This is a genomic window from Thermopolyspora flexuosa (assembly GCF_006716785.1).
GTDB classification, from domain to species: domain Bacteria; phylum Actinomycetota; class Actinomycetes; order Streptosporangiales; family Streptosporangiaceae; genus Thermopolyspora; species Thermopolyspora flexuosa.
The window spans coordinates 397,183-422,050 of the sequence record NZ_VFPQ01000002.1 but is presented as its reverse complement, the minus strand read 5'-3'; the positions used below and the strand labels follow the sequence as shown (position 1 = coordinate 422,050).

At 71.8% G+C, this 24,868-nt stretch carries 16 protein-coding genes, 1 tRNA gene and 1 riboswitch; of the genes, 8 read left to right on the top strand and 9 right to left on the bottom strand.

Translation table 11 applies throughout. The features are described 5' to 3' along the window. Positions 1 to 45 precede the first annotated feature (45 nt). A riboswitch (cobalamin riboswitch) is annotated at positions 46 to 262 on the bottom strand. A gap of 72 nt (positions 263 to 334) precedes the next feature. Genes cydC through FHX40_RS24270 form a run of 5 tightly spaced genes read right to left on the bottom strand, consistent with a single transcriptional unit; the run spans position 335 to position 6,597 of the window. Further along, the gene (gene cydC, locus FHX40_RS24290; RefSeq protein ID WP_142262284.1) at positions 335 to 2,077 is read right to left on the bottom strand and encodes a thiol reductant ABC exporter subunit CydC; all 1,743 of its coding nucleotides are present in this window, start codon (positions 2,075 to 2,077) and stop codon (positions 335 to 337) included. Beyond that, the gene (locus tag FHX40_RS25600; protein WP_142262283.1) at positions 2,077 to 3,780 is read right to left on the bottom strand and encodes an ABC transporter ATP-binding protein; all 1,704 of its coding nucleotides are present in this window, start codon (positions 3,778 to 3,780) and stop codon (positions 2,077 to 2,079) included. Before FHX40_RS25600 ends, cydC begins: the two co-directional genes overlap by 1 nt. Further along, positions 3,777 to 4,529, bottom strand: coding sequence for an ABC transporter ATP-binding protein (locus FHX40_RS24280; protein WP_142262282.1), 753 nt, complete (start codon positions 4,527 to 4,529; stop codon positions 3,777 to 3,779). The genes FHX40_RS25600 and FHX40_RS24280 overlap by 4 nt, the downstream gene beginning before the upstream one ends. Beyond that, complete coding sequence (locus tag FHX40_RS24275; RefSeq protein ID WP_142262281.1) at positions 4,526 to 5,584, bottom strand: FecCD family ABC transporter permease; 1,059 nt, start codon at positions 5,582 to 5,584, stop codon at positions 4,526 to 4,528. The genes FHX40_RS24280 and FHX40_RS24275 overlap by 4 nt, the downstream gene beginning before the upstream one ends. Beyond that, on the bottom strand, positions 5,584 to 6,597 hold the full coding sequence (locus tag FHX40_RS24270; RefSeq protein WP_142262280.1) for an ABC transporter substrate-binding protein: 1,014 nt from the start codon (positions 6,595 to 6,597) through the stop codon (positions 5,584 to 5,586). The genes FHX40_RS24275 and FHX40_RS24270 overlap by 1 nt, the downstream gene beginning before the upstream one ends. Before the next feature lie 146 nt (positions 6,598 to 6,743). Between FHX40_RS24270 and FHX40_RS24265 the strand changes: the two genes are divergently transcribed. Both FHX40_RS24265 and FHX40_RS24260 read left to right on the top strand, forming a co-directional pair. After that, positions 6,744 to 7,346, top strand: coding sequence for a superoxide dismutase (locus FHX40_RS24265; RefSeq protein ID WP_142262279.1), 603 nt, complete (start codon positions 6,744 to 6,746; stop codon positions 7,344 to 7,346). A gap of 4 nt (positions 7,347 to 7,350) precedes the next feature. Beyond that, on the top strand, positions 7,351 to 7,914 hold the full coding sequence (locus FHX40_RS24260) for an N-acetyltransferase (RefSeq protein WP_142262278.1): 564 nt from the start codon (positions 7,351 to 7,353) through the stop codon (positions 7,912 to 7,914). Positions 7,915 to 8,255: 341 nt separating this feature from the next. Here the strand turns inward: FHX40_RS24260 and FHX40_RS24255 are convergent. Further along, positions 8,256 to 8,330: transfer RNA gene (locus FHX40_RS24255), tRNA-Lys, on the bottom strand. A gap of 413 nt (positions 8,331 to 8,743) precedes the next feature. On the opposite strand from FHX40_RS24255, the gene FHX40_RS24250 reads away from it, so the two are divergent. The 4 genes from FHX40_RS24250 (at position 8,744) to FHX40_RS24235 (ending at position 14,341) form a co-directional block, all read left to right on the top strand. Then, a complete protein-coding gene (locus tag FHX40_RS24250; RefSeq protein WP_142262277.1) occupies positions 8,744 to 9,859 on the top strand; it encodes a CapA family protein in 1,116 nt (371 codons plus the stop codon). Between the two features lie 7 nt (positions 9,860 to 9,866). Beyond that, entirely contained in the window at positions 9,867 to 10,505 is a 639-nt protein-coding gene (locus tag FHX40_RS24245) for a protein-L-isoaspartate(D-aspartate) O-methyltransferase (RefSeq protein WP_142262276.1), read from the top strand. A gap of 90 nt (positions 10,506 to 10,595) precedes the next feature. Further along, positions 10,596 to 13,847 carry a UvrD-helicase domain-containing protein gene (locus FHX40_RS24240; protein ID WP_142262275.1) on the top strand — a complete coding sequence of 1,084 codons (3,252 nt, stop codon included), beginning with the start codon at positions 10,596 to 10,598 and terminating at the stop codon, positions 13,845 to 13,847. A 38-nt stretch (positions 13,848 to 13,885) separates the two neighbouring features. Further along, positions 13,886 to 14,341, top strand: a complete 456-nt coding sequence (locus FHX40_RS24235) for an SRPBCC family protein (RefSeq protein ID WP_142262274.1) — start codon at positions 13,886 to 13,888, stop codon at positions 14,339 to 14,341. An 80-nt stretch (positions 14,342 to 14,421) separates the two neighbouring features. Here the strand turns inward: FHX40_RS24235 and FHX40_RS24230 are convergent, their stop codons facing one another. Continuing rightward, on the bottom strand, positions 14,422 to 16,611 hold the full coding sequence (locus FHX40_RS24230; protein WP_229788428.1) for a transglycosylase domain-containing protein: 2,190 nt from the start codon (positions 16,609 to 16,611) through the stop codon (positions 14,422 to 14,424). Positions 16,612 to 17,127: 516 nt separating this feature from the next. Then, positions 17,128 to 20,229: an AfsR/SARP family transcriptional regulator gene (locus FHX40_RS24225; RefSeq protein ID WP_142262272.1), complete on the bottom strand. Its 3,102-nt coding sequence runs from the start codon at positions 20,227 to 20,229 to the stop codon at positions 17,128 to 17,130. Positions 20,230 to 20,804: 575 nt separating this feature from the next. Between FHX40_RS24225 and FHX40_RS24220 the strand changes: the two genes are divergently transcribed. Together FHX40_RS24220 and FHX40_RS24215 are read left to right on the top strand one after the other, a co-directional pair. After that, positions 20,805 to 22,031: a hypothetical protein gene (locus FHX40_RS24220; RefSeq protein ID WP_142262271.1), complete on the top strand. Its 1,227-nt coding sequence runs from the start codon at positions 20,805 to 20,807 to the stop codon at positions 22,029 to 22,031. Next, complete coding sequence (locus tag FHX40_RS24215) at positions 22,028 to 22,480, top strand: hypothetical protein (RefSeq protein WP_142262270.1); 453 nt, start codon at positions 22,028 to 22,030, stop codon at positions 22,478 to 22,480. The genes FHX40_RS24220 and FHX40_RS24215 overlap by 4 nt, the downstream gene beginning before the upstream one ends. Here the strand turns inward: FHX40_RS24215 and FHX40_RS24210 are convergent. Further along, positions 22,389 to 24,545 carry an ATP-binding protein gene (locus FHX40_RS24210; protein ID WP_142262269.1) on the bottom strand — a complete coding sequence of 719 codons (2,157 nt, stop codon included), beginning with the start codon at positions 24,543 to 24,545 and terminating at the stop codon, positions 22,389 to 22,391. The two genes, FHX40_RS24215 and FHX40_RS24210, sit on opposite strands and share 92 nt — an antisense overlap. Positions 24,546 to 24,868 lie beyond the last annotated feature (323 nt).

Sequence of the window (24,868 nt, the reverse complement as noted above, 5' to 3'; positions counted from 1 at the left end):
CGGCCGTCCCGCGCGGCCTCGGACCGCCGCACCCGTCTCGGCTCGGCGGGCACGGCATAGCCGGCAGGTCTTCGGACTCGCGGGCACGACCGGATCACTCCGGTCACCTACTGGCCGTCACTTCCCAGGCCACGACGGGCCCAGTGTGCTCGACGACGGTCGTTCCCGCTCACCGCTGCGGGGCAGTCCCGGACTCGCACCGGGTTCCCTGTTACCCCGGCCGGACTGGATGCCCGGCCGAACCGGCTACGCGGGCCACTATATCTTGTGCCTCTGACACCGTCACGCACCTACATGTCGTGATGTCGCCCTCTGGTGTACCGCAAGCCCGCGGTCAGGCGTCGGGCGGCCACGCCCTTCCGGAGCCGGTGAGCTGGGCGGCCATCAGCCTGGTGTAGGGGCCGGGGCGTTCGATCAGCTCCTGGTGGGTGCCGATGCCGGCGACGCGGCCGTTCTCCAGGACCACGATGCGGTCGGCGGTGAGGATGGTCGACAGCCGGTGGGCGATGATCAGCGTGGTGCGGTCGCGGCGGACGCTCGCCATCGCGGCGGCGACCTCCTGCTCGCTCTCGGTGTCGAGGTTGGAGACGGCCTCGTCCATGATGAGGATCGGGGCGTCCTTGAGGATGGCGCGGGCGATGGCGATGCGCTGGCGCTGGCCGCCGGAGAGGCGGGCGCCCAGCTCGCCGGGGAGCGTGTCGTAGCCGTCGGGCAGGCCGCGGATGAACTCGTCGGCCTGGGCGGCGCGGGCGGCGGCGATGACCTCGTCCCGGGTGGCCTCGGGGCGGCCGAGGCGGATGTTCTCGATCAGCGGGATGTCGAAGAGGTGGACGTCCTGCGGGACCAGGGTGATGAGGCGGCGCAGGTCGTCCTGGGGGAAGTCGCGGATGTCGTGGCCGCCGATGGTGATCGAGCCGGCGTCCACGTCCCACAGGCGCATGAGCAGGCTGGCGCAGGTGGACTTGCCGGCGCCGGAGTGGCCGACCAGGGCGACGGTCTCGCCGGGGGCGATGTCGAAGGTGATGTCGGTGACCGCGTCGGGCAGCGCCGGGCCGTACCGGAAGCGCACATTCGTGAAGTTGACGCGGGGCTCGATCGGGCCGGGCGGCGGCGTGGTGACGCGGTCGGTGACCGGCGGCGGGGTGGTGAGGATCGTCATGATGCGCTCGGCGGCGGCGAGCACGAGGTTGACGTCGCGGGCGACGTCGGTGACGGCGACGACGGGCGCGAACGTGGTCGCGGCGAGGACGACGGCGACGGGGAAGAACGTGGCCGCCAGGCCGCCGGAGGTGACCAGCAGGGCGGCGGTGAGCAGGACGGCGAGCAGGCCGATCGTGGTGAGCGCGTTGGTGACGGCGTGTTCCAGGCCGGAGCGGCGGGCGTGCGCGAGCTTCGCCTCCAGCAGGCGCCCATCCTGTACGGCGAGCCGGTCGAGCTGCCGCTCCCCCGCGCCGGAGGTGATCAGCTCCCGCAGCCCCTGGATCGTGTCGACCGCCTCGGCGTTGAGCTCGCCGAGCCGGGCGCGCAGTTCGGCGCCCTGGGCCTGGGCCCGGCGGCGCAGCCAGGCGGGGACGAGGGCGAGCGCGACGAGCGCGGGCGCGAGCGCGAGCGCCAGGGCCGGGTGGAAGACGGCGAGCGCGGTGAGGGCCGCGACGGGCACGGTCGCCGCGCTCACCAGCGGGCTCAGCGTGTGCGCGAACCACAGCTCAAGCTGCTCCACGTCCGCGATGGCGGCGGAGCCGAGGTCGCCGGAGCGGCGCTGCAGCAGGTAGCCGGGGGCGAGGCGGTCGAAGGCGGCGTAGACCTGGCCGCGCACGTCGGCCAGGACGCGGAAGGCGGCCACGTGGGCGAGGTAGGACTCCAGCCACGGCGTGACGGCGAGCAGCGGAAGCAGCAGGCCGAGCGCGATCAGGCCGCCGCGCAGCTCGTCGGCGGACGCACCGGTGATGGCGTGGCTCACCACCCACGCGCCGACGCCCGCCGACGCCAGGACGACCAGATGGTGGGCGATGCCGCTGAGCACCGCCGCGAGCAGCAGCCACCGGTGCGGGCCGAGGAGCTTGGTGAGCGCGAGCATCAGACGGCTCCTTCCTGGGCGGCGACGAGGCGGGCGTAGGCGCCGCCCCGGTCGAGCAGGCCGGCGTGGTCGCCCTCCTCGACGATCCGGCCGTCGGCCATGACGATGACGCGGTCGGCGTCGCGGACCGTGGAGAGCCGGTGCGCGATCATGATCGTGGTGCGGCCGCCGGTGAGCGCGTCGAGGGCCTGCTGGATGCCGGACTCGTTCGCCGCGTCCACGCTGGAGGTGGCCTCGTCCAGGATCAGGATCGGGGCGTCCTTGAGCAGGGCGCGGGCGATCGCGATGCGCTGCCGCTCGCCGCCCGACAGCTTGAGGCCGCGTTCGCCGACGATCGTGTCGAGGCCCTGGGGCAGGTCGTGCACGAAGCCGGCGCGCGCCGCCCGGATCGCCGCCTCGAGCTCGGCGTCGGTGGCGTCCGGCCTGGCCAGCGTGAGGTTGTGCCGTACCGTGCCGTGGAAGAGGTAGGTGTCCTGCGACACCACGGCGATGAGCGAGCGCAGCTCGTCGAGCGGCAGGTCCCTGATGTCGGTGCCGCCGATCGTGATCCGCCCCTGCTGGGGGTCGAAGAAGCGCAGCAGCAGGGCGGCGACGGTGGTCTTGCCCGCGCCGGAGCGGCCGACGAGCGCGACGCGCTCGCCGGGGGCGACCCGCAGCGTGAACCCGTCGAGGGCGGGCCGGTCCCGGTCCCGGTAGGTGAAGGTGACGTCGTGGAAGCCGACGTCGTGGCGGGAGGCGGTCCCCGAGCCCTGAGCCGGTGCCGGGGCGTCCAGCACCTCGAAGATCGCGGTCAGCGCGGGGACGGCGTTGTAGCTGGAGTGGTAGGCGGACTCCAGCTCCTTCAACGGCCGGAAGCACTCGGCGGTGAGCATGAGGATCAGCAGCAGCTCGGTCGCGCTCAGCTCGCCCGCGACCAGCCGCATCGCGCCCACGCCGAGCGCCACGGCGGTCCCCAGGCCGATGACGAACGCCATGCCGCCCACGTAGGCCACGACGATCGCCATCAGCCGGATCGAGTCACGGCAGAACCGCTCGGCGAACGCGGCGAGCTCCCGGCCGCGCCGGCCGCTGGCGTTGAACGCCTTGAGCGTGGCCATGCCCTGCAACGCGTCCAGGTTCTCGGCGTACAGGCCCCGGTAGCCGCGCAGCCAGGCGTCGTTGCGGTCCTTGAGCACCCGGTTCGACGCCAGCGGCAGCACCGCCATCAGCACCGCGCACGCCAGCACGGCCACGCCGATGATCGGATCGAGCACGAACAGGAACGAGGTGACCCCGACCGCGCCGAGCAGCGAGGCGATCGTCTGCGGCAGGAACCTGCCGATGTAGGCGTCCACGGTTTCGATGCCGTCGACGAGCGAGGTCTGGGTGGAGCCGGTCCGGCCGCGCTGCGTCCAGCCCGGCCCCAGCAGCAGCAGCTTGGCGGTGAGGCGGCGGCGCAGCTCGGCCTTGACGGCGCCGGAGGCGCGCAGCGCCACGCTCTCCCGTACGGCCAGCGCCGCGCTGCGCACGAGCTGCAGGGCGGCGATGCCGGCGAGGAACCAGACGATCGAGGAGACCGGCCGTCCGGCGAAGATCCGGGCGAGCGACTGGGCGACCAGCACACCCTGGCCGACGTAGGTCGCGGTGATCGTGATCAGCAGGACGACCAGCGCCGCCAGGCGTGGCCGGACCGCGGGCGACAGGCTCAGCAGCCGGGTGATCACGGCTCCTCCTTGAGCTCGAAGGCGAGCTGGGTGCGGGGTACGGCGCGCACGCCGTACACCTGGGAGATGCGTTCGGGGGTGAGGACCTCCTCCGGGGTGCCGCCGGCCACGATGCGGCCGCCGTCCATGAGGTAGAGGCGGTCGCAGTGCTCGGCGGCCTGGTTGAGGTCGTGCAGCGCGGCGAGGGTGCTGACGCCGAGGTCGCGCACGAGGCGGAGGATCTCCAGCTGGTGGCGGATGTCGAGGTGGTTGGTGGGCTCGTCGAGCAGGAGCAGGCGGCTCTGCTGGGCGAGGGCGCGGGCGATGAGCACCCGCTGCTTCTCCCCGCCGGACAGCGTGGCGAATTCGCGGCCGGCGAGGTGGGAGGCGCCGACGCGTTCGAGGGCCTGGGCGCAGATGAGCTCGTCCTCCTCGGTGGTGCGGTCGAGGGGGCGTTTGTGCGGGGTACGGCCCATCGCCACGATCTCGGCCACGGTGAAGGCGAGCTCGGCCGGGGTCTCCTGGGCGACCACGGCCGTGCGCCTCGCCGACTCGCGCGGCGACAGCCGTACCAGGTCGTCGCCCTCGACCGTGATGAGGCCGGCGGCGGGGCGCAGGGCGCGGTAGGCGCTGCGGAGCAGGGTGGACTTGCCGCAGCCGTTCGGGCCGAGCAGGCCGACGAACTCGCCGGGGCCGACCTCGAGGTCGGCGTCCTGGACGATGAGGCGCCGGTCGATGCGCAGGCTCACGCCGTTGATCCGCAGGGTCATCCGCGCCTCCGCAGCAGCCAGAGGAAGAACGGCACGCCGAAGACGGCGGTGACGATGCTCAGGGCGAGCTCCTGCGGGGCGGCGATGGTCCGGGCCGCGACGTCGACGAGTTGCAGGAAGACCGCGCCGAGCAGGGCGGAGACCGGCAGGACCCGGCGGTGGTCGGCGCCGACGAGCAGCCGCGCGGCGTGCGGGACGATGAGGCCGACGAAGGCGATGGCGCCGGTGACGGCGACCATGACGCCGACGAGCAGCGAGGTGAGCACGAAGAGCCGAACGCGCAGCGAGGCGACGCCGACGCCGAGGGAGATCGCGGTGTCCTCGCCGGCGCTCAGCGCGTTGAGCGGGCGATGCTGCACGAGCAGGTAGAGCAGGCCGGCGAGGAGCACGACCGCAGGGATCGGCAGCGTCTCCCAGCGGGCCCCGCCGAGGCTGCCCATGAGCCAGAACAGCACCTGCTGGGCGGCCCGGCCGCTCTGCGCCCGCTGCAGCACGAAGCTGTACAGCGCCTGGAACAGGTACGCCAGGGCGACCCCGGCGAGCACGAGGCGGGCCGGGGTGATCCGGCCCGACCGCTGCGCCAGCAGGTAGACGAGCGCCATGGCGAGCAGCGCGCCGAGGAACGCGGCCATCGACAGCGACAGCCCGCCGAGCGCGGACGTGCCGAGGATGAAGACGAGCACCGCCCCCAGCGACGCGCCGGAGGAGACGCCGAGCAGGAACGGGTCCGCGAGCGGGTTGCGCACCAGCGCCTGCAGCACCGCGCCGACCACCGCCAGCCCGGCCCCCACGAGCAGCGCGAGCAGGGCTCGGGGCAGGCGGAACTCCCAGACGATCTGGGCCTGCGCGGCCGTCCAGTCGGCCGCCACCGTGCCGGGCGCGAGCCGGTCGGCGACGATGCCCCACACCTGTGCCGGGCTCACCTGCACCGCGCCGATGCTCACCGCGAGCAGCGTCGAGGCGACGGCGGCGAGGCCGAGCGCGATGTTGATCACCCAAAGCCGGCCGGAGGCGCGGGCCGCGAGGGCCGGCCGCAGTGCTCTCGCCTGGCTCATCAGGAGAACGCTTCGGGGTGCAGGAACTTGGCGATCTCGATGACGGCCAGGACGTTGCGGTAGCCGGGGTGCTGGGCCGCGACGGGCAGGGGCAGGTAGCGCCGTTCCTTGGCGGCGGTGCTGTTCCTGGCGATCGCGAAGGTGTCCGCGGCCTTCTGCGGCGCGGTGGGCATGGGCTCACCGCGCAGCGTGGCGTACTCGCTGACGATCAGTGCCTCCGGGTCGGTGGCGGCGATCTTCTCGGCGCTCACCTCCGTGTAGTCGGCCCGCACGTCGGCGAGCACGTTCTCGCCGCCGGCGAGCCTGATCAACTCGTTGGTGAGGCCGGTACCGCCGTACGCGTTGACCGGGCCCTTGCCGCCGTCGGTGGCGAGGACCCTGACCTTGGGCCGGTCGGCGACCCGCCTGGTCGCGTCGTCGAGCTGGGCACGCAGCTCGGTGATGAGCTTCTCGGCCCGGTCGGGCACGCCGAAGATCGCGCCGAGGTTGCGCAGGTCGGTGAAGATCTGCTCGATGTCGAATTCGAGCTGGCTCTCCGGGTCGCACCAGTTGCCGAGCAGGTAGACGGGGGTTCCGGCCGCGGCGAGCTCGTCGATCGTGGCGTACCCGCCCGCCGGGTCGAAGCTGGCGGGGGAGTTGTCGATCACGAGGTCCGCGCCCTGGGAGAGCATGATCTCCTTCTGCGGCAGCATGATCGTCGGAGAGATCTCCGGGATCTTGTCGTAGTGCTCCTTCTGCCCCGGCAGGAACGCGCTTTCGGAGAAGTTGGTACGGCCGGCGACGCGGTCCTGCAGGCCGAGCGCGATCAGGGTCTCCAGGGCGGGGTGGTAGCCGGTGACGACCTTGGTCGGAGGCTTGTCGAAGGTGTAGGTCCGGCCGCAGTTCTCGATCGTGACCGGGAAGCCCGGATGTTGCGCGCCGGATCGGTCGGCGGCCGCCTGATGCGTCGCGGGGCGGCTGCCGCAGCCCGCCACGACGAGCACGGACACCAGCAGCAGGACCAACCGCCTCATGATCACTGAATCTCTTCGCAAGTAACTTTCATCTGCAAACTATTCGCAAATTAGGTCCGGCCGGATGCGCGGTCAAGCCTGTCCGGCCCACTGTTGCGGTAGTACCGTTGTTGCAAAATACTTGCAACTGCCGATGAGGAGTAGCTGTGGGTCAGTACACGCTGCCCGACATGCCCTACGACTACGCGGCCCTGGAGCCCGCCATCAGCGGGGAGATCCTGGAGCTGCACCACGCCAAGCACCACGCCGCCTACGTCAAGGGCGCCAACGACACCCTGGAGAAGCTCGCCGAGGCGCGGGAGAAGGGCGAGTTCGGCGGCCTCGTGGGGCTGGAGAAGACCTTCGCGTTCAACCTGTCCGGCCACGTGCTGCACTCGATCTTCTGGCAGAACCTCTCCCCCGACGGGGGCGACCGTCCCGACGGCGAGTTCGCCGACGCCATCGACGAGCACTTCGGCTCCTTCGAGGCGTTCAAGAAGCAGCTCACCACCGCGACCGTGACGGTGCAGGGCTCCGGCTGGGGCGTGCTCGCCTGGGAGCCGCTCGGCCGCCGGCTCGTGGTCGAGCAGGTCTACGACCACCACGGCAACGTCGGCATGAACACCACGCCGCTGCTGGTCTTCGACGCCTGGGAGCACGCCTACTACCTGCAGTACCGCAACGTGCGCCCGGACTACGTCGAGAAGCTCTGGGACCTGATCAACTGGAACGACGTGATCGCCCGGTACAACGCGGCCAAGGGCGCGTGACCCGATGACCACGGCGCCCGCCCATCCGCGAGCGGCTTCGGCCACCTCGGCCGCTTCAGCCGCTTCGGCCGGTTCGGCCGGGCGGGCGGGCGCCGAGATCCGGCTCGTCCCGGCCGCGGACCTGTCGTGTTATCTCGCGTCGATCGCCGACGTGGGCGGACGGTGCTTCACCCGCCCGCCGTGGTGCGAGCCGTACCCGCTGGCGAGGAGCGTCGCCGCGCGCGTGCTCGCCGACAGCGGGCGGCCCGGCTTCGTCCTCGCCCTCGCGCTGTGCCGCGACGAGGTGTACGGCTTCGCCTACGGGCTCCGGTGCTCGGCGCTGGCCCGGTGTGCCGCGCGCCCCGCGGGTGACGACTTCACCCTCAAGGAACTCGCCGTCACCCCGGAGCTGTGCGGCATAAGGCTCGGCCTCGCCCTGCACGACACCGTCCTCGCCGCGGCCGAGGGCGGCCCCTACTGGCTGTCGACCCATCCGGCCGCGCACGCCGCGATGGGGCTCTACCGGCGCCGCGGCTGGCGGGTCGTCGCCGTACCCGCGCCGAGCCGGGTGATCATGTACAAACGCTGACGTCCTCGCGTCCGGCCCGCCCCGGACGGCATGGCAGGCGGACCGACTCGGCCGATGGAACCCCTGCCGGCCCCTCCCGCTGAATCCGCCGGCCCGCGCGGACGACGGGTACCCTGACGGCGGATCCTGCCCACGGCTTGGATCAAATGCCGTGCACGGGCGGGCGGTTTATTCGGCCGCGGGACGGCCCGGCGACCGTCGTCCGGTCGGCAACACGCCCTGGTCGTGTCCCGTCTCCATCGGGCCGCCGTCCTGGGACGCAACGGTCGGACACCGGTGTCGGCACCCGGAAAAGGGCAGGCGCATCCCGGGGTTTGATCAAGGGATGCGCTGGTCGGAAGTGGTGGGGCGCCAGGGGCTCGAACCCTGAACCTACAGATTAAAAGTCTGCAGCTCTACCATTGAGCTAACGCCCCTCGTGGGCAAGGATACAAAGCCATCCCCGCCCTCGGCGACGAAGTTACCGTCCTGCGCGTCTATGACAGCTTTTCGCCGAGGACGTCGGCTAGCCGGAAGTCATCCGGCGGTCATACGCCCGCGACTCAGGATAGCCGACGGCGTCAACGGTCCGGGTGGCAACGGTTACGCGAGGTGCTCGGCTCTGGCGGTGTCGAAGTCGGTCAAGGCGGTCCGCGCGGCCCCCTGAAATGATCGATCGGTGCCGGTGTGGTGATCGGCCGTGGTTCGACGACCCCCGGGTCGCGTGGCGGCGGCGGGTGCCGTGCTGCCGGTGTAAGGCCCGCTCATGCCGGGCAGCGGTGGTGAGTGGCGGCCTCGGCGCGTCCGTGGTCGGGAAAACGTCCGCAAGTGATCGTCTCTGGGTGACGACATGGGGTCTGACCTGCTGACACTGGCCCTCGGCGGCGACGTCATGCTCGGCCGGGGGGTTGATCAGATCCTGCCGCATCCGGGGGATCCGGAACTGTGCGAGCCGTACGTCGGGGACGCGCGCGAGTACGTGATGCTGGCCGAGGAGGCGAGCGGCGCGATTCCACAGCCGGTGGGCTTCGACTGGCCGTGGGGCGACGCGTTGCGGGTGCTGCGGGAGGCGGCGCCGGATGTGTGGGTGGTGAACCTGGAGACCGGGGTCACGCGCAGCGGCGACTTCGCGCCCGACAAGAGCGTGCACTATCGGATGAACCCGGAGAATCTGCCTGGCCTGTTGGCGGCGCGGCCGGATGTGTGCGTGCTGGCGAACAACCACGTGCTCGACTTCGGCGAGCGTGGGCTGGTGGAGACGCTCGACGTGCTGGCGGGCGCGGGGGTGCGGGCGGCCGGGGCGGGGCGCGACGAGGAGGAGGCCTGGCGGCCCGCGATCGTGGAGGCCGGTGCGGGGCGGCGGGTGCTGGTGTTCGCGTTCGGCATGCCGTCGAGCGGCATCCCGCCGGGCTGGGCGGCGAGGCCGGGGCGGCCCGGTGTCGCCTATGTGCCGGCGCCGTCGCCGGGGCGGGCGGCGGAGGTCGGCGAGCGGGTACGGCGGGCGAAGCGGCCGGGCGACGCAGGCGACACAGTGGTCGCGTCCGTGCACTGGGGGTCGAACTGGGGGTACGAGGTGCCCCGCGACCACATCCAGTTCGCCCACATCCTGATCGACTCGGGGGTGGACGTGGTGCACGGGCACTCCTCGCACCATCCGCGCCCGATCGAGCGGTACCGGAACGGGCTGGTGCTGTACGGCTGCGGCGACCTCATCGACGACTACGAGGGCATCCCGGGCTACGAGGAGTACCGGGACGAGTTGCGGCTGCTCTACCTGGTCACGCTCGGCGACGAAGCGCCAGCCCGGCTGCGGATGGTGCCGCTGCGCGCCCGGCGGATGCGCCTGGAGCGGGCCGGGCGCGGGGACGCCGAGTGGCTCGCGGCGATGCTCGACCGCACCGGGCGGCGGCTGGGCTCCCGGGTCGGCCTCGGCGCCGACGGCATGCTCGCGCTGCGGGCCGGGTGACCCGAGCATGGGCTTCGCCCTCGCCCCCGAGGACCTGGCCGAGACGGTACGGCAGGCCGGGGTCACCGACGAGCGCCTGCTGCAGGCGATCCGGACGATCCCCCGCGCCGAGTTCGTTCCGGATTCGGGCGTTTCGCTCGCCTACCGCGACCAGCCGATCCCGATCGGGCACGGCCAGGTGACCACCCAGCCGTCGCTCTCCGCGGCGATGATCGAGAGCCTGGAGCTCACTGGCACCGAGCACGTGCTGGAGGTCGGCACCGGGCTGGGTTTCCAGACCGCGCTGCTCGCCGCCCTCGCCGCCGACGTGGTCACCATCGACATCTGGCCCGACCTGGCCGAGCAGGCGCGGCGCGCCCTCGACCGGCAGGGCGTCCGCAACGTCGAGTCGCGGGTCGGCGACGGCAGCGCCGGGGTGCCGGACCGCGCGCCGTACGACGCGATCATCGTGTCGGCCGCCTACCCCGCCGTCCCTCCGCCGCTGGTCGAGCAGCTTCGCCCCGGCGGGCGGCTCGTGCAGCCGATCGGGCCGGGCGGGCACGAGCGGGTGACGTTGTTCGAGCGGGTCGGCGACCGGCTGGAGGAGCGCCGGCTCGTCTCGCAGGCCTGGTTCGTACGGCTGCGCACCGCGTACGGCGGGGGCTGACGCGGCTCGCCGTACGGCCCGGCCTCGGCGGATATCGCGGGGTAATCATTCGGCCGCGCGGGTTGATCCGGCTGTGGCACAATCTCGCGGGTGCGTTTCATCGCCGACCTGCATATTCATTCGAAATACTCCAGGGCCTGCAGCAAGGACTGCGATCTGGAACATCTCACCTGGTGGGCGCGGCGCAAGGGCGTAACGCTCGTCGGCACCGGCGACTTCACGCACCCGGCGTGGTTCGACCACCTGCGCGAGACGCTCGTCCCCGCCGAGCCGGGCCTGTTCCGGCTGCGCGACGACCTCGACCGCGAAATCGCACGCAAACTGCCGCCGCGGCTCGCGAACGAGCCGGTCCGGTTCATGCTCTCGGTCGAGATCTCGACGATCTACAAGCGCGGGGACCGCACGCGCAAGATCCACCACCTGATCTACGTGCCGGGGTTCGAGGAGGCCGAGCGGTTCAACGCCCGGCTGGGCCGGATCGGCAACCTGGGGTCGGACGGGCGGCCGATCCTCGGGCTCGACTCCCGGGACCTGCTGGAGATCACCCTGGAGTCCGGCGAGGGGTCGTACCTGATCCCGGCGCACGTGTGGACGCCGTGGTTCGCGGTGTTCGGCTCGAAGTCCGGGTTCGACGCGATCGAGGAGTGCTACGTCGACCTCGCCGACCACATCTTCGCGCTGGAGACCGGCCTGTCCAGCGACCCGGCGATGAACTGGCGGGTGTCCGCGCTCGACCGCTACCGGCTGGTCAGCAACTCGGACGCGCACTCGCCGCCGATCCTCGGCCGCGAGGCCACCGTCTTCGACACCGGCCTCGACTACTTCGCGGTGCGGGACGCGCTGCGCACCGGCGAGGGGCACGTCGGCACGCTCGAGTTCTTCCCGGAGGAGGGCAAGTACCACGTCGACGGGCACCGCAAGTGCGGGGTGCGGATGGAGCCGCGGGAGACCCGCGCCGTCGGCGGGCGGTGCCCGGAGTGCGGCAAGCCGCTCACGGTCGGCGTGCTCAGCCGGGTGGAGGACCTCGCCGACCGGCCCGAGGGCTTCCGGCCGGAGGGCGCGGCCGGGTTCGAGAGCCTCGTGCCGCTGCCGGAGATCATGGGCGAGATCCTCGGGGTGGGGCCGAAGAGCAAGCGGGTCGCCACCGAGATCGACAAACTCACCGCGGCGCTCGGGCCGGAGCTGGCGATCCTGCGCGAGGTGCCGGTCGACGAGGTCGAGCCGCACTCGCCGCTGCTCGCCGAGGCGCTGCGGCGGCTGCGCCGCGGCCAGGTGATCCGCGAGGCCGGGTACGACGGCGAGTACGGCGTGATCCGGCTGTTCGAGCCCGGCGAGCTGGAGCGTGCCAACCCGGTGGCCACGCCGTCGTTATTCGACGACCTGCCGGTCGCGGCGCCCGCGCCCGCCCCGGCCGCCAAGCGGCGCCGTACGGCCAAGGCCGCCCCGGCGGAGAACGAGGCCCCGGCGGCGGAGGCACCGCAGGCCGCCGCGGAGACGCCCACGGTACGGCCGGCCGTACCGGCCACCGGGTCGCTGCTCGACCGGCTCGACCCGGACCAGCGGGCCGCGGCCGAGATCACCGAAGGGCCGCTGCTCATCATCGCCGGGCCGGGAACCGGCAAGACGCGCACGCTCACCCACCGGATCGCCCACCTCGTCACCGCCTGCGGCGTACCGGCCGAGCAGTGCCTGGCGATCACGTTCACCCGGCGGGCCGCCGAGGAGATGGCCGAGCGGCTCGCCGCGCTCGCCCCCGGGCACGCGCCGCGGATCACCACCGCCACCTTCCACTCGCTCGGCCTGCGCATCCTGCGCGAGCAGCACGAGCGGGCGGGCCTCGGGCCGCGGTTCGGCATCGCGGACGAGGCGGCCCGGCTCGCCGTGGCGGCCGAGCTCACCGGCGACGAGCGGTCGGCCCGCCGCCTGCTGCCCGCGATCTCGGCGTGGCGGCGCACCGGCGGGGCGGCCGAGGGCACGGACGCCGAGATCGCCGACCTCGCCGAGCGGTACACCAAGGCGCTTCGCCGCCTCGACCTGGTGGACTTCGACGACCTGATCGCGCTGCCGGTCGCCCTGCTCGAGGCCGACGAAGGGCTCGTCGCCGCCTACCGCGACCGGTACCGGTGGATCTCGGTCGACGAGTACCAGGACGTGGACGAGACGCAGTACCGGCTGCTGCGGCTGCTCGCCCCGCCGGACGGCAACCTCACCGCGATCGGCGACCCCGACCAGGCTATCTACCGGTTCCGCGGCGCCGACGTCGGGTTCTTCCTGCGGTTCCGGCAGGACTTCCCTGCCGCCCGCGAGGTGCGGCTCACCCGCAACTACCGCTCGGCCGCGCCGATCCTCACCGCCGCGCTGCAGGTGATCGCGCCGACCACGCTCGTGCCGGACCGCGAGCTGCACCCGTCGGGCGACCGCGGCGACGCCCCGGTGACCGTGCACCGGGCCGCCACCGAGCAGGCCGAGGCGTCGTTCGTGGCCCGCACGATCGAGCAGCTCATCGGCGGGGCGTCGTTCCACGCGTTCGACAGCGGCCGGGTCGACTCGGACGGGGCGAGCGGCCTCGGGTTCTCCGACTTCGCCGTGCTGTACCGGACCGAGCGGCAGGCCCGGGCGGTGATGGCCGCGCTCACCAACGCCGGCCTGCCGTTCCAGAAGCGCTCCCACGACCGGCTCGCCGACCGGCCCGGAGTGGCGGAGATCCTCGCCGAGCTGGCGTACGCGCCCGCCGGGGCCAACCCGGACGAGCGCATGCCGGTGCTGCGCCGGGTACGGCTCGCCGCCGACGCCCTGCTGGAACGGCTGCCCGCGGACGCCGCCGACGAGGCCGAGGACGGGGAGACGCCGCCCGACCGGCTCACCCCCGAGCAGATCCACACCGCGGTGGAGCTGCTCAAGCCGCTCGCCGAGCGGTGCGGCGACGACCTGGAGCGGTTCCGCACCGAGCTGGCGCTCGGCGTCGAGGTGGACACCTGGGATCCGCGGGCCGACCGGATCTCGCTGCTCACCCTGCACGCCTCCAAGGGCCTGGAGTTCCCGGTGGTGTTCCTCGTCGGCTGCGAGGACGGCCTGCTGCCGCTGCGCCCGCCCGGCACCCGGCCGGAGGAGCTCGACCCCGAGCACGTGCGGGAGGAGCGCCGCCTGCTGTTCGTCGGCATGACCCGGGCCGAGCGCCACCTCTACGTCAGCCACGCCGCCGAGCGCACCCGGCAGGGGGTCACCCGCGCGACCGGGCCGTCCCCGTTCCTGGCCGACCTCGACGCCTCGGCGTACCGCGTCGTCGGCGATGCCGTACCGCGCCGCGCCAAGCCCCGGCAGGTGCAGCTCCGGCTGCTGTGAGACGCCTGCCGCGGGCGCGGCGGGGAAGTGGCCAGGGCATGATCGAGCTGACGGAGACGATGGAGGTCGCGGCGAGCCCGGAGCGGGTCTTCGCCGTGCTCGCCGACTGGGAGCGGCAGCACGAGTGGATGCTGCTGACCCGGGCGCGGGTGACGCACGGGGACGGGCGCGGCGCGGGGAGCGGGATCACCGCGTTCACCGGGATCGGGCCGGTGGGCTTCCACGACACGATGGAGATCACGCGGTGGGAGCCGCCGCACACGGTCGAGGTGCGGCACACCGGGCGCGTGGTGCGCGGCACCGGTGCCTTCCGGGTACGGCCCGGCCCCGGCGGCGGCGCGACGGTCCGGTGGGAGGAGCACCTCGAGCCGCCGTTCGGCCCGCTGGGCCGCCTCGGCCTGCCGGTGGCCGGGCCGGTGTTCACCGCCTTCCTGCGGCTGTCCCTGCGCCGCCTCGCGCGGCTGTGCGAACGGACCGGGGCCGCGGCGCGTTAGAAAGCGTTCACCGGCCTCCCCGGACGGGAGGCCGGTGAGAGAACGTCGTCAGCCGCTGTGGCACCGCGTCTGCGACGAGGTCAGTCGTCGCCGAAGCCGCCGCGGCCTCGGCCGAAGCCGCCGCCTCCCGGGCGGCCGAACGGACCGCCGCCGGGCCCGCGGTCGTCACGGAACTCCTCGTCGCCGCGGTCGCCGTCCTCGTCGTCCTTCTCCCGCTTCACCGGCTGGCAGCTCGTGCTGCAGCCGCCGAAGCGGGCCGAGTTGATCGGGACGAAGTCCTCGGCAGGCACGCCCTTGAGCGCCTCGATGAAGGTCTCCTTCCAGATCGGGCCCGGAATGGAGGCGCCGAACACCGCCGGGTAGTACTTCCCGCCGATGGTGACGTTGCTCAGCCGGTGCACGTTCGCGCCGCGCGGGTCCCCGATGCTCACCGCGCCGGCGAGGTTCGGGGTGAAGCCGGCGAACCACGCGGTGGCGTACGCGTCGGTGGTGCCGGTCTTCCCGGCCGCGGGCCGCCCGATGCCGCCCACACCCCGCATCGTGCCCCTGGTGAACACGCCTTCGAGGATGTGGGTGGCGGCGTCGGCGACCTCGGGGTCGAGCGCCTGCCGGCACTTGGGCCGGTACTTGGTGCTCTTGCCGTACCGGTCGATGATCTCGGTGATCGCCATGGGCTGGCAGTACTTGCCGCGCGCGGCGATCGCCGCGTACGCGCTCGCCACGGTCACCGGGTCGGTCTCGTTCGTGCCGAGGACGAACGTCGAGTACTCGGTGAGCGGCTGGCCGTCGGCCCGCTTCAGGCCGAGTGACTTGGCGGTCTTGATCGTGTCGCAGAGGCCGACCCGCTGCTCGAGCGCCATGAAGAAGGTGTTCGACGACGCCCAGGTTCCGGTCTGCAGCGAGTAGAACCCGGCGCCGCCGCCGTCGGCGTTGGTGACCACGTGGCTCGGCTCGCCGACGTTGTTGCCCTTGCAGTTCTTGAACGCGTAGTAGCCGGGCGCGCTGTAGGAGGCGCCGACGGTGATGCCGTCGTTGATCTTCATGCCCTTCTTCAGGGCTGTGATCAGCGCGAAGACCTTGTTCGTGGAGCCGTTCTGGAAGCCGATGCCCCCACCGTGCGCCGCGTCGGCGACGAGGTTGTAGGAGATCTCGTTCTTCCGCTTGTTCGTGCCGTACTTACGGCTCGCCGCCATCGCCTTGATCGCACCCGTGCCCGGCTCGACGAGCGCCTGGGCGGCGACCGGCTTGTCCGTGGGGTACACGTACTTGCGGATCACCTTCTCGGCGGCCGCCTGCATCTTCGGGTCGATCGTGGTCTTGATCGTGAGCCCGCCGCGGTTGAGCAGGCGCTCCCGCGCCTTGCGGGTCTTGCCGAAGATCGGGTTGTTGAGGATCTCGTACCGGACGTAGAGGCAGAAGTACGGGTACTTGCTCGCGCCGCAACCGCCGGGCAGCGGGGTGCCCTTGTACCCGAGCTTCTGCTTCTTCGCCTTCTCGGCCTCCTCCGGGGTGATCTTGCCGAGCTTGGCCATCTTGTCGAGCACGACGTTACGCCGCGCCAGCAGGCGGTCCCGGTTCTTCTTGCCCAGCGCCGGGTCGGTGCGGTTGGGGTCCTGTACGGCTCCCGCCAGCGTGGCCGCCTCCACCAGGTTGAGGTCCTTCGCCCGCTTGCCGAAGAACCGCTTGGCCGCCGCCTCGATGCCGTTGGCGCCCGCGCCGAAGTAGGCGATGTTGAGGTACTTCTCGAGGATCTGGTCCTTGGTGTACTTCTGCTCGATCGCCATCGCGTAGCGCAGCTCGTTGAGCTTGCGCGAGATGCTGGCCTCGACCGCCTTGTTCTTCTCCTCCAGGGTCTCGGCCTGGTTGAGCAGAATCTGCTTGACGAGCTGCTGGGTGATGCCGGAGCCACCCTCGCTCACGCCGCCGGACGTGATGTTCCTGATCGCGGCACGGAGGGTGCCCTCGATGTCGATCGCGCCGTGCTCGTAGAACCGCTCGTCCTCGATCGCGACGATCGCGGTCTTCATGATGTCCGAGACCTCGCTGAGCGGGATGACCTCGCGGTACTGCTCGTAGAACTGCGCGATCGGCTTGCCCGTGGAGTCGAGGACGGTCGTCTTCTCCGCGAGCGGCGGTTCCTTCAGCTCCTCCGGTTTGAGGTTGAGCTCGTCAGCGACGGTCCGGACGCCCAGTCCGGCACCACCAACGGCAGGGAACGCGAGGCCTGCGACGAGCAGCCCCGCGACCGCGCCCGCCCCCAACAGGCGCATCACCACCGTTGACCCACCCCAAGCCGGACCTTTTCCCCGATTTGGCATGTCAACCAGGTTATTGCGTTCCCCGGTGGCCCGGAGACCGAATACGACACGGATGGCTAACACAGGCGGGCCCCACGGGCGCCCGCCCGTGCCGCGGTCGCGGCCATTCAATGATCTTGCCGATCGCCTGTCGTACCGCCGGGACCCGGTTCGATCTGGCTCGATCCCTCCCCTGCGCCCGTACGCCGCGGCGGCGAATCCCGCACCAACCTCCGGCATGGGACGTTCAGGAATCGTGCACCATTCGTAACCCTTTCCCTCCCCCACCCGCCGGCCCGTACCGGACGGACATTGCCCGGCCATATCTCACCGTGTGCGAGCGCATGGATTCACCGCGTGAATCCCGGGAAGTCCACCACCACACCCGTGTCCGTCACCGCAGCCGGTGGCCGGACGGGCGCCGCCCGGCCACCGGCGTCACCGCGGACGGGCGGCACCCGTCATGTCCGGCGCCGTATTCGTTCAGGGCTACTTGTCGTCGAACGCGCGGTCGCCCAGCATCTTGAGCTTGAGGTCGATCTCCTCGGCGAAAGCGTGCAGGCCGATTTGCCGGTAGAGATAGCGAGCCTCCCACCACAGCCACCGCGCCTCGTCCCGGTGGTCTTCGTCCAGCCGTACGTGGGCAAGACGGTCGATGATCAAGGCCAGCTGCCGGAGGTCGTCGATCGTCCTGGCGAGATTGTGGGCGTCCATGTACAGACGCGTGGCGTCCTCGTGCCTTCCCAGCTCGCGGTCGATATCGGCCAGTCCGACCAGCGCTCTGGCGAGCTGCGAGCGACAGGAGATCTCCTCCGCCAGACGCTGCGCCCGCTTGAAATGCTCAAGCGCCTCGTTCGTTCGTCCCAGGCCCAAACAGGCTTCGCCTATCGCGTTGAGTACCTCCGCCTCGTACCGGCGGTTGCCTGCGCTCCGGTACGAGCAAAGGGCCCGTTCGTAGCACTCCAGCGCGGTCTCGTACCGCCGCTTGTACTTGTGCAGGTCTCCCTGGTTGTGATCGAGGATGGCGTGGTTCTCCTCGCCGGTGAGCTCCCGATAGATCGCCGACGATTCGCGGAACAGCCTGTCGGCGTCCCGATGGCGCGCCATGTGTTGCGCCACATGCCCCTTGCCGGTGAGCGCCTTCATCTCGCCGATGCGATCACCGAGTTCGCGATAGATGCCAAGGGCTTCGTCGAAGAGCCGCTCCGCGTCGGGGTACCGGCCGGTGCTCCACTTCGCCATCCCCTTGTGCCGGAGGGTGTCCGCGACCCCTTTCCGGTCGCCCGCCTTCCGGTAGTACTCCTCCGCATCCTCGAACAGCGCCAGCGCCCGCCTGTGCTCTTCCTGCGACCAGCGAACGAGCCCGTGAAGCTCCAGGCACCTGCCGATCTCCCGCGGACGTCTCTCCGCTGAGAAGATGCGCTGCGCCGCCCACAGGTGATTCACCGCTTCCTCGCAGTTCGCGGTGCGGAACCGAGCGAACGCGAGGTCGAGCAGGGCCCGGGCCCGTCCAAGCCGGTCGCCGATGTCACGGCAGGCGCGTACGGCCCGCTCGTGCCCCTCGGCGGCCTCGGCGTGGCGGCCCCGGAAGTCGAGGTACTCGGCCACCAGGTGCATGAGATCGGCGCACTCGGCCTGCCACTCGTGCTCGGCCGCGTACTTGGCCAGGCTGAGGATGGTGCGCCACTCGGCCTCGAACCACGCGAATGCGTCGGCGACGGTCGGCCGGGTGAACCTTTCGCGGTCCGAAAGCGAGATCATCCGCCACCGATGGGGAAACAGCGCGCCGTCGTCGGCCTCGGCGGTTCGCAGGTAGTGGCGGAGCACGCGGCTGCCGAGGGCTCGGATGTCGCCTGTGGTCTCGGTGTTTCGGGCGAGCTCGGCCGCGGCGGCGCGGATCAGGGGATGGAGGCGGACTCTCTCGGTGGCGCCTTCGCCGGCAAGGTCGACCAGGTGGCTGCGGGCCAGCGCGGCGATCTCTGCACGAGGGTCCTGCGCAGTCGGATCGATGACCTGGGTCGCCACGTCCATGGCCGTGTCGTCGCCGGGGAGCAGCCCGAGGCGGCGGAAGGCCCGTTGTCGCTCGGGGGTGAGCCGCCGGTAGGAGCGTTCCACGGCTTCGCAGACCTCCCGGATCGGTCGGTGTGGGTCTCCTCCCGGCACGCCACCGCGGCGGGCGAGGGCCTCGACGGCGAGGGGCAGCCCGGCGCAGCCTGACCACAGCCGCCGGCGCAGGGCAGGGTCGAGGCGCTCACCGGTGAGGTGGTGCCACATCTCCGCGACCTCGTCGGCGGCCAACGTGCCAAGGGGGATGCGCCGTACCCCGCGAGGTTCGACCCGGTCGCGCGTGGTGACGATGACGAGCCCGTCCCAGTGCTCGGGGTCGGCGGGCAGGAGCGGGCGCACCTGCTCGAGGCCGGCGGCGTCGTCGAGCACCAGCAGGGCACGCGAATCCGCCATCCGTGCCCGCCACCGCGCGGACAGCTCGTCGAGCGAGAGCGACGGCCGGGCCTGGGTGTCCCCGAGCATCGCCAGGAGCCGGGTGATCGCGACCCGTGGGGTGAGCGGTGGGGACGTGCGATCGTGGGCTTTCAGGTCGAGGTAGAGCTGCGCGTCCGGGTAGTCCGCGGCGAGCCGGTGCGCGGCGTGCACCGCGAGAGCGGTCTTGCCGACCCCCGGCATGCCCTCGATGACCACGACTCCGCCGCCCGGCCGATCGGCGAGCACGATGCCGACCTGTTCGAGTTCCGCTTTCCTCCCCACGAAGTGGGGGATGTCCGCGGGCAGCCGGCACGGGCCGGGCACCTTCCGGCGGCCGGCGCCGGTCACGTCGCCATCCCCCTGAAGGATGCGTCGTTGCAGCTCACGAAGGCTTCGGTCCGGCTCGATGCCCTGGGTCTCGACCAGGTGATCGCGATGCCGCCGGTAGGCCTTGAGTGCATCCGCTCTCCGGCCGGTGGCGGCAAGGGCGGTCATGAGGTTCCCGACCAGCACGTGATCGTCCGGACGCTGCTCCACCAGATCGGCCAGCTCGTCGAGCACCTCGTCGTACCGGCCCAGCCGTACCTGCAGCGCCGTGCGCCTCTTGCGGACCTGAAAGAACTTCTCTTCGAGGTCCTGCCTCACCTCGCGGGCCCAGGCGCTGGTGAACCCCGACAGCGGTTCGCCGTCGAAGAGGCCCTCCGCCTCCCGGTACAGCTTGATGGCACGTTCCAAACAACCCTGCCGCTCCGCTGCGATCGCCTCACGCCGTCGCAGGTCGAATAGGTGGACGTCGATCGTCTCGGGGGCGGTCTCCAGCCGGTACGTGCCCTGTTTGCCGATGATCTTCACGCGGTCACCGAATAGCCCGCGCAGCCGGCCGCGAATCTTCGTGACGTACCTTTCGATGGTTTCGCGGCTCGCGCGGCACGGGCTCTCATCCCAAACGTGATCGCTGATCTTGTCGACGGACACCGCCTTGTTCGGCGACAGCAACAAGATTGCCAGCAGAGATTGCTCCTTCGGCGTACCGGCCTTCTCGCCACGGCCTCCGGCTTCGAGCCAGAGGCCCGGCCCCCGCGCGAGAAGCCGGAAAAGAACCCCGCTCATCCGGTGTTCCACACACTCCCATGTCCGGATTTCCCGATACCGAAAGTTTCTCGTCTTCGCGAACAAAAATCCAAGACAACCTTGTTATACGATATGATTAATTTACGGACGGCCACCCATATCGGATCGCACGCGGATTTCCGTGCCACCAGAAAGCGTTTCGGCCGCAAGAAACGCGGCCGCGCTCCGGTCGAATCACGGGAAACGCGGCGTACGTACGCGATCACATCCCGTGCAAACATCTCTAGAGAGGTAGATCCCCCTCCCCGGCGGGCAGCGAGGGGGTTTACTCGAAGGTCAGCTCGGACCCGGCCGAACGAGTCACATACCGGCCACAGACAGAAATCACCGCAGCTCAGATCCCCATATCACGCGCACGACCCGCCTGAGGGACGCCCACGGCACGGCCCTGACCCGAGGGGAACTCACTTATGTCCGCAGAGTGCCCCGCCGGCCTGCGACCGAATCCCTCCATCCGGCGAACCTCCCGGTTTTCCGGGGGCGAACCATCCGGTGTGCGCCCGCATGCTCGGCCCGATCCCACCGGACTCACACGGACGAGCATGGAGGCCGTCGTGACCTGTGCACAGATCGCCGCGGGCCCGTTCTCCCTGGAGGCGGCGTACGGCAACACCCGCGACATCGAGCGCACCGTCCTGGTGGCGGTGCACTACTTCACCGCCGCCACCCGTCTGATGGACATCGTCCCGCTGATCGAGAGCGACCACCGCATCCAGGTCGTCTACACCGTCCCCCCGTCGTCGATCTTCTCCCGGGGCGCGCACGAGTTCCTCCGGGACACCGGGGCGCTGATGATCCCGTGGGGCCAGGCGACCCAGCGGCGCTTCGACCTGATCCTGGCGGCGGGCCAGGGGTCGCTCGAGCACCTCCACGGCCCGATCATGACGTTCCCGCACGGCGCGGGGCCGGCCATCCACGCCCGGCGGCTGCCCGGGGACGGCCCGGCCGCACCCTGCCGGATGGAGGGTCTCGGCCTGCGCGGCCTGGTCGTGCGCGGGCGGGTCATCCCGTCGTCGATCGTGCTGGCGCACGAGCGGCACCGCGAGCTGCTCGCCCGCGATTGCCCGGAGGCGGTCCCGATCACCGTGGTCGGCGGTGACCCCTGCTACGACCGCCTGCTCGCGAGCCGGCCGTACCGCGACGCCTACCGCGACGCGCTCGGGGCCGGCGCGGGGCAGCGGTTGGTGGTCGTGACCTCGCACTGGGGCGCGGGCTCGCTGTTCGCCCGGTGGCCCGGGCTGCCCCGGAGGCTCGCGGCCGAGCTCGCCGACGAGGGCGCCCGCGTCGTGGCGATCCTCCATCCGCACGTGTGGGTGTGGCACGGGCGTCGCCAGGTCGCGGCCTGGCTCGCCGACGCGATCCGGTCCGGCGTGCTCGTGCTGCCGCCCGAGGAGGGCTGGCGGGCCGCGCTCGTCGCGGCCGACGTGGTCGTCGGCGACCGGTGCTCGGTCACCCGGTACGGCGCCGCGCTCGGCCTGCCGGTCCTGCTGACCCCGGGCGACGACGCGGTGATCCCCGGCACCCAGTACGCGCTCCTCGCCGAGACGGCCCCGCGGCTCGACCCGGACGCCCCGCTCGCCGCGCAGCTCGCCTCGGCCGGGGCCGCTTGGTCTGGCGTAGACGTCGCCGCTCTGCGCGAGTCGCTCACCTCGGTCCCCGGGCGCTCCGCCGCGATCATCCGCGGCGAGATCTACCGGATGCTCGGCCTCGACGAGCCCGAGTCCCCGCCCGTGGCCGAGCCCGTCCCGTACCCGCGGCCGATCGGGGTGGGCGTGCGATGAACCTGGCGCGTGTGTTCCTCCCGGCCCGACAGCCTGGTCCCCAAGACGGCGTCGTCGACGAACACCTCGTCGCCGCGAGCGACGAGACGCCCTGGGCGGAGATCGCCGACGTGGTCGTCGGCACGGACGCCGCAGGCCCGGCCGCGGCGCGTGTCCGGGCGCTGCTCATCCGCCACCCGGGCTGCCTCGTCGCGGTCGCACCCGACACCGGCGGCGGCTGCGTGGTCGGGGAACGGCACGGCCGGGTGCGGCGCTTCGCCACCGGGGACCCGGCCACGCTCGGCTCGGTCGTGCATGCGTGGGTCCGGGCGGGCCTGCCGTTCGACGCCCTCGACGGCGTGCCGCCCGGCGCCGTCGTCACCCGGGCGGCCCCAGCTCCTCAAGCCGTCGGCGTACCTGGTCGGCGAGCGGCGACCGGAGATCGACGAAGATCTCCTGCGCCCGGGTGAGCTCCGCGTGCGCCGCACCCGGATCGCCGGTGGCCACGAGCGCGTCGGCGAGGTGCATGGCCGCCTCGGCGCCCGCGTGCCGGGCACCGATCTCCACGGCGGTGTCGCGGGCCCGCCGCAGCGGCTCCAGCGCCTCGGCGGCGCGGCCCGCCGCGACCAGGGCCCGGCCGAGCCAGGTGAGGATGCGTGTCTGTTCCAAGGGCTCGCCGAGCCGGGCGAACGCGTCCCGGGAACGGCTGATCAGGTCGATCGCCTCGTCGACCCGGCCGGCCTGCAGGTGGGCCTCGGCGAGCCGACGCAGCATCCGCGCCACGCCTCTGGGACGGCCGAGCCGCTCATGGATCGCCCGGGAGCGCTCGAAGTGGTCGATCGCCTCGTCCGGCCTGCCGAGCGCCAGGCAGGTGGAGCCGAGGCCCTCGAGCGCGGCGGCCTCGCCGAGCGGGTGATCCACCCCGGTGAGCAGCCCGGCCGCCCGCCGGTAGAGGTCCGCCGCCTCGGTGAAGTGGTGCAGCTCGTAGTGGGCGTGGGCGAGCGCGGTCACCATGCGCGCCTCGGCGCGGACGTCGCCCGCCCGGCGGGCGGCCGCGATTCCCGTCTCGTGGATGTCCAGCCACTCGGCGTAGTGCTTGCGCGAGTAGAACAGGCCCCAGAGCGTCTCGCAGAGCTGCCAGACCAGTTCGTGCATGCCGCGCTGCTCGGCGAGGCGCAGGACCGCGCGCAGGTTCGGCAGTTCCGCCTCGAGCCAGTCGAGGGCCGCCGCCGGGTCGGCGAAGGCCCGGGGTTCGCCGCGGACGGTCTCGTAGATCGGTCCAAGGTGCCAGCGTCCGGGGATGACGACGAGGTCGGCGGCGGCCGCCTTCTTCAGGAACCAGTGCACGATCCGCCGTTCGGCGGCCCTCCGCACCTGGTCGGGCTCCGTCTCGGCCGCCTTGGCCTCGGCGTGTAATCGGAGTAGGTCATGGAAGCGGTAGCGTTCCTCTCCCTCCTCCTGGACGAGGCTCGCGCCCGCCAGGGCGTCGAGCAACTCGGCCGCCCGTTCCTCGTCGACATCCGCGACCGCGGCGGCAACGCCGGTACCGAACGTCGGGCCGGGATGCAGGCCGAGCATCCGGTACATGCGCGCCTCCTCGTCCGACAGCGCGGCGTAGGAGACGTCGAACACCGCGCGGATCGGGGTGTCGATGTCGTCGCCGAGCACGGAGAGGCGATGGTGGGCGTCGGCGAGCTGGCGGTCGAGCCGCCGGATCGACCAGTGCGGGCGCAGCGCGAGCCGGGCGGCCGAGGCGCACACCGCGATCGGCAGCCGTCCGCAGCGGTCCACCAGCGAGCCGGCGGCCTCGGCCTCCCGGCGGACCCGCTCGGACCCGAGGAGGCGGGCGAGCAGCTCGACCGCGGCCTCACGCCGCAGCGGGCGCAGCTCGATGAACCGGGCGCCGTCCACGACGAGGCCGGAGAGCCGGTAGCGCGTGGTCACCAGCACCAGGCTCCCGCCCGAGGAGGGCAGGAAGAGACGCACCTGGGCCGCCGACACGGCGTTGTCGAGCATGACGATCAGCCGCCGCCCGGCCGTCGCCGAGCGGAACAGGGCGACCTGCTCCTCCAGGCTCGCCGGGACCCGTTCCGGGGCGATGCCGAGCGCGCGGAGGAAGCGTTCGAGCACCTGCCCGGCGCGGTGCTCCCGCTCCGCCGCGAATCCGCCCAGATCGGCATAGAGCTGACCGTCGGGAAAGCGAGCGCGAACGTGATGCAGCCAGTGGAGCGCCAGCGAGCTCTTGCCCACCCCGCCCAATCCTGTGATCACGATGAGGACCGGCGTCTCGGACGCCCCGTCCGCCTGTTCCAGCACCCCGCCCAGCTCCCGCAGCTCCGCCAGGCGGTCGACGAAGACGGCTGGTGCGGGCGCGAGCTGGGCCGGCACCGGATGGCCCACCTGCCCGGCGACCGTGATCCGCACATCCCCGTGGACGGCCCCGGCCTGCACCACCGGCCCCTGCGCGACGCCGCTCACCTCGTTGTGTCCCGGCGGCCGGACGAACCCGTGCTCCCCTCTCTCGCCGCCCTTCAATGACCAGCCTCTCCCATCACCGGCAGCCACCAAAGCACAACAGGGACAAATCTCACTTAAACGTCAAACATTCACTTCGCTTCCACTTGTTGAACCAACGGACCATTCGAGCAGTGCATTGGACGAAAAGAGCACCTCCCATCCTCGAATCCGAATGCATTTCGGATCTACCACCCAGATCCAAAAATGTCAGCTTTTCTGCACATCCACATCCCGCAATGAGGTACCCTGATCATCGAATCCGATCCGGCGCGCGATCATCCGTCAGGAATGTTCGCACGCCAACCACCCGATCGGGCACTCATGGCGAAAGGAGGTTCATC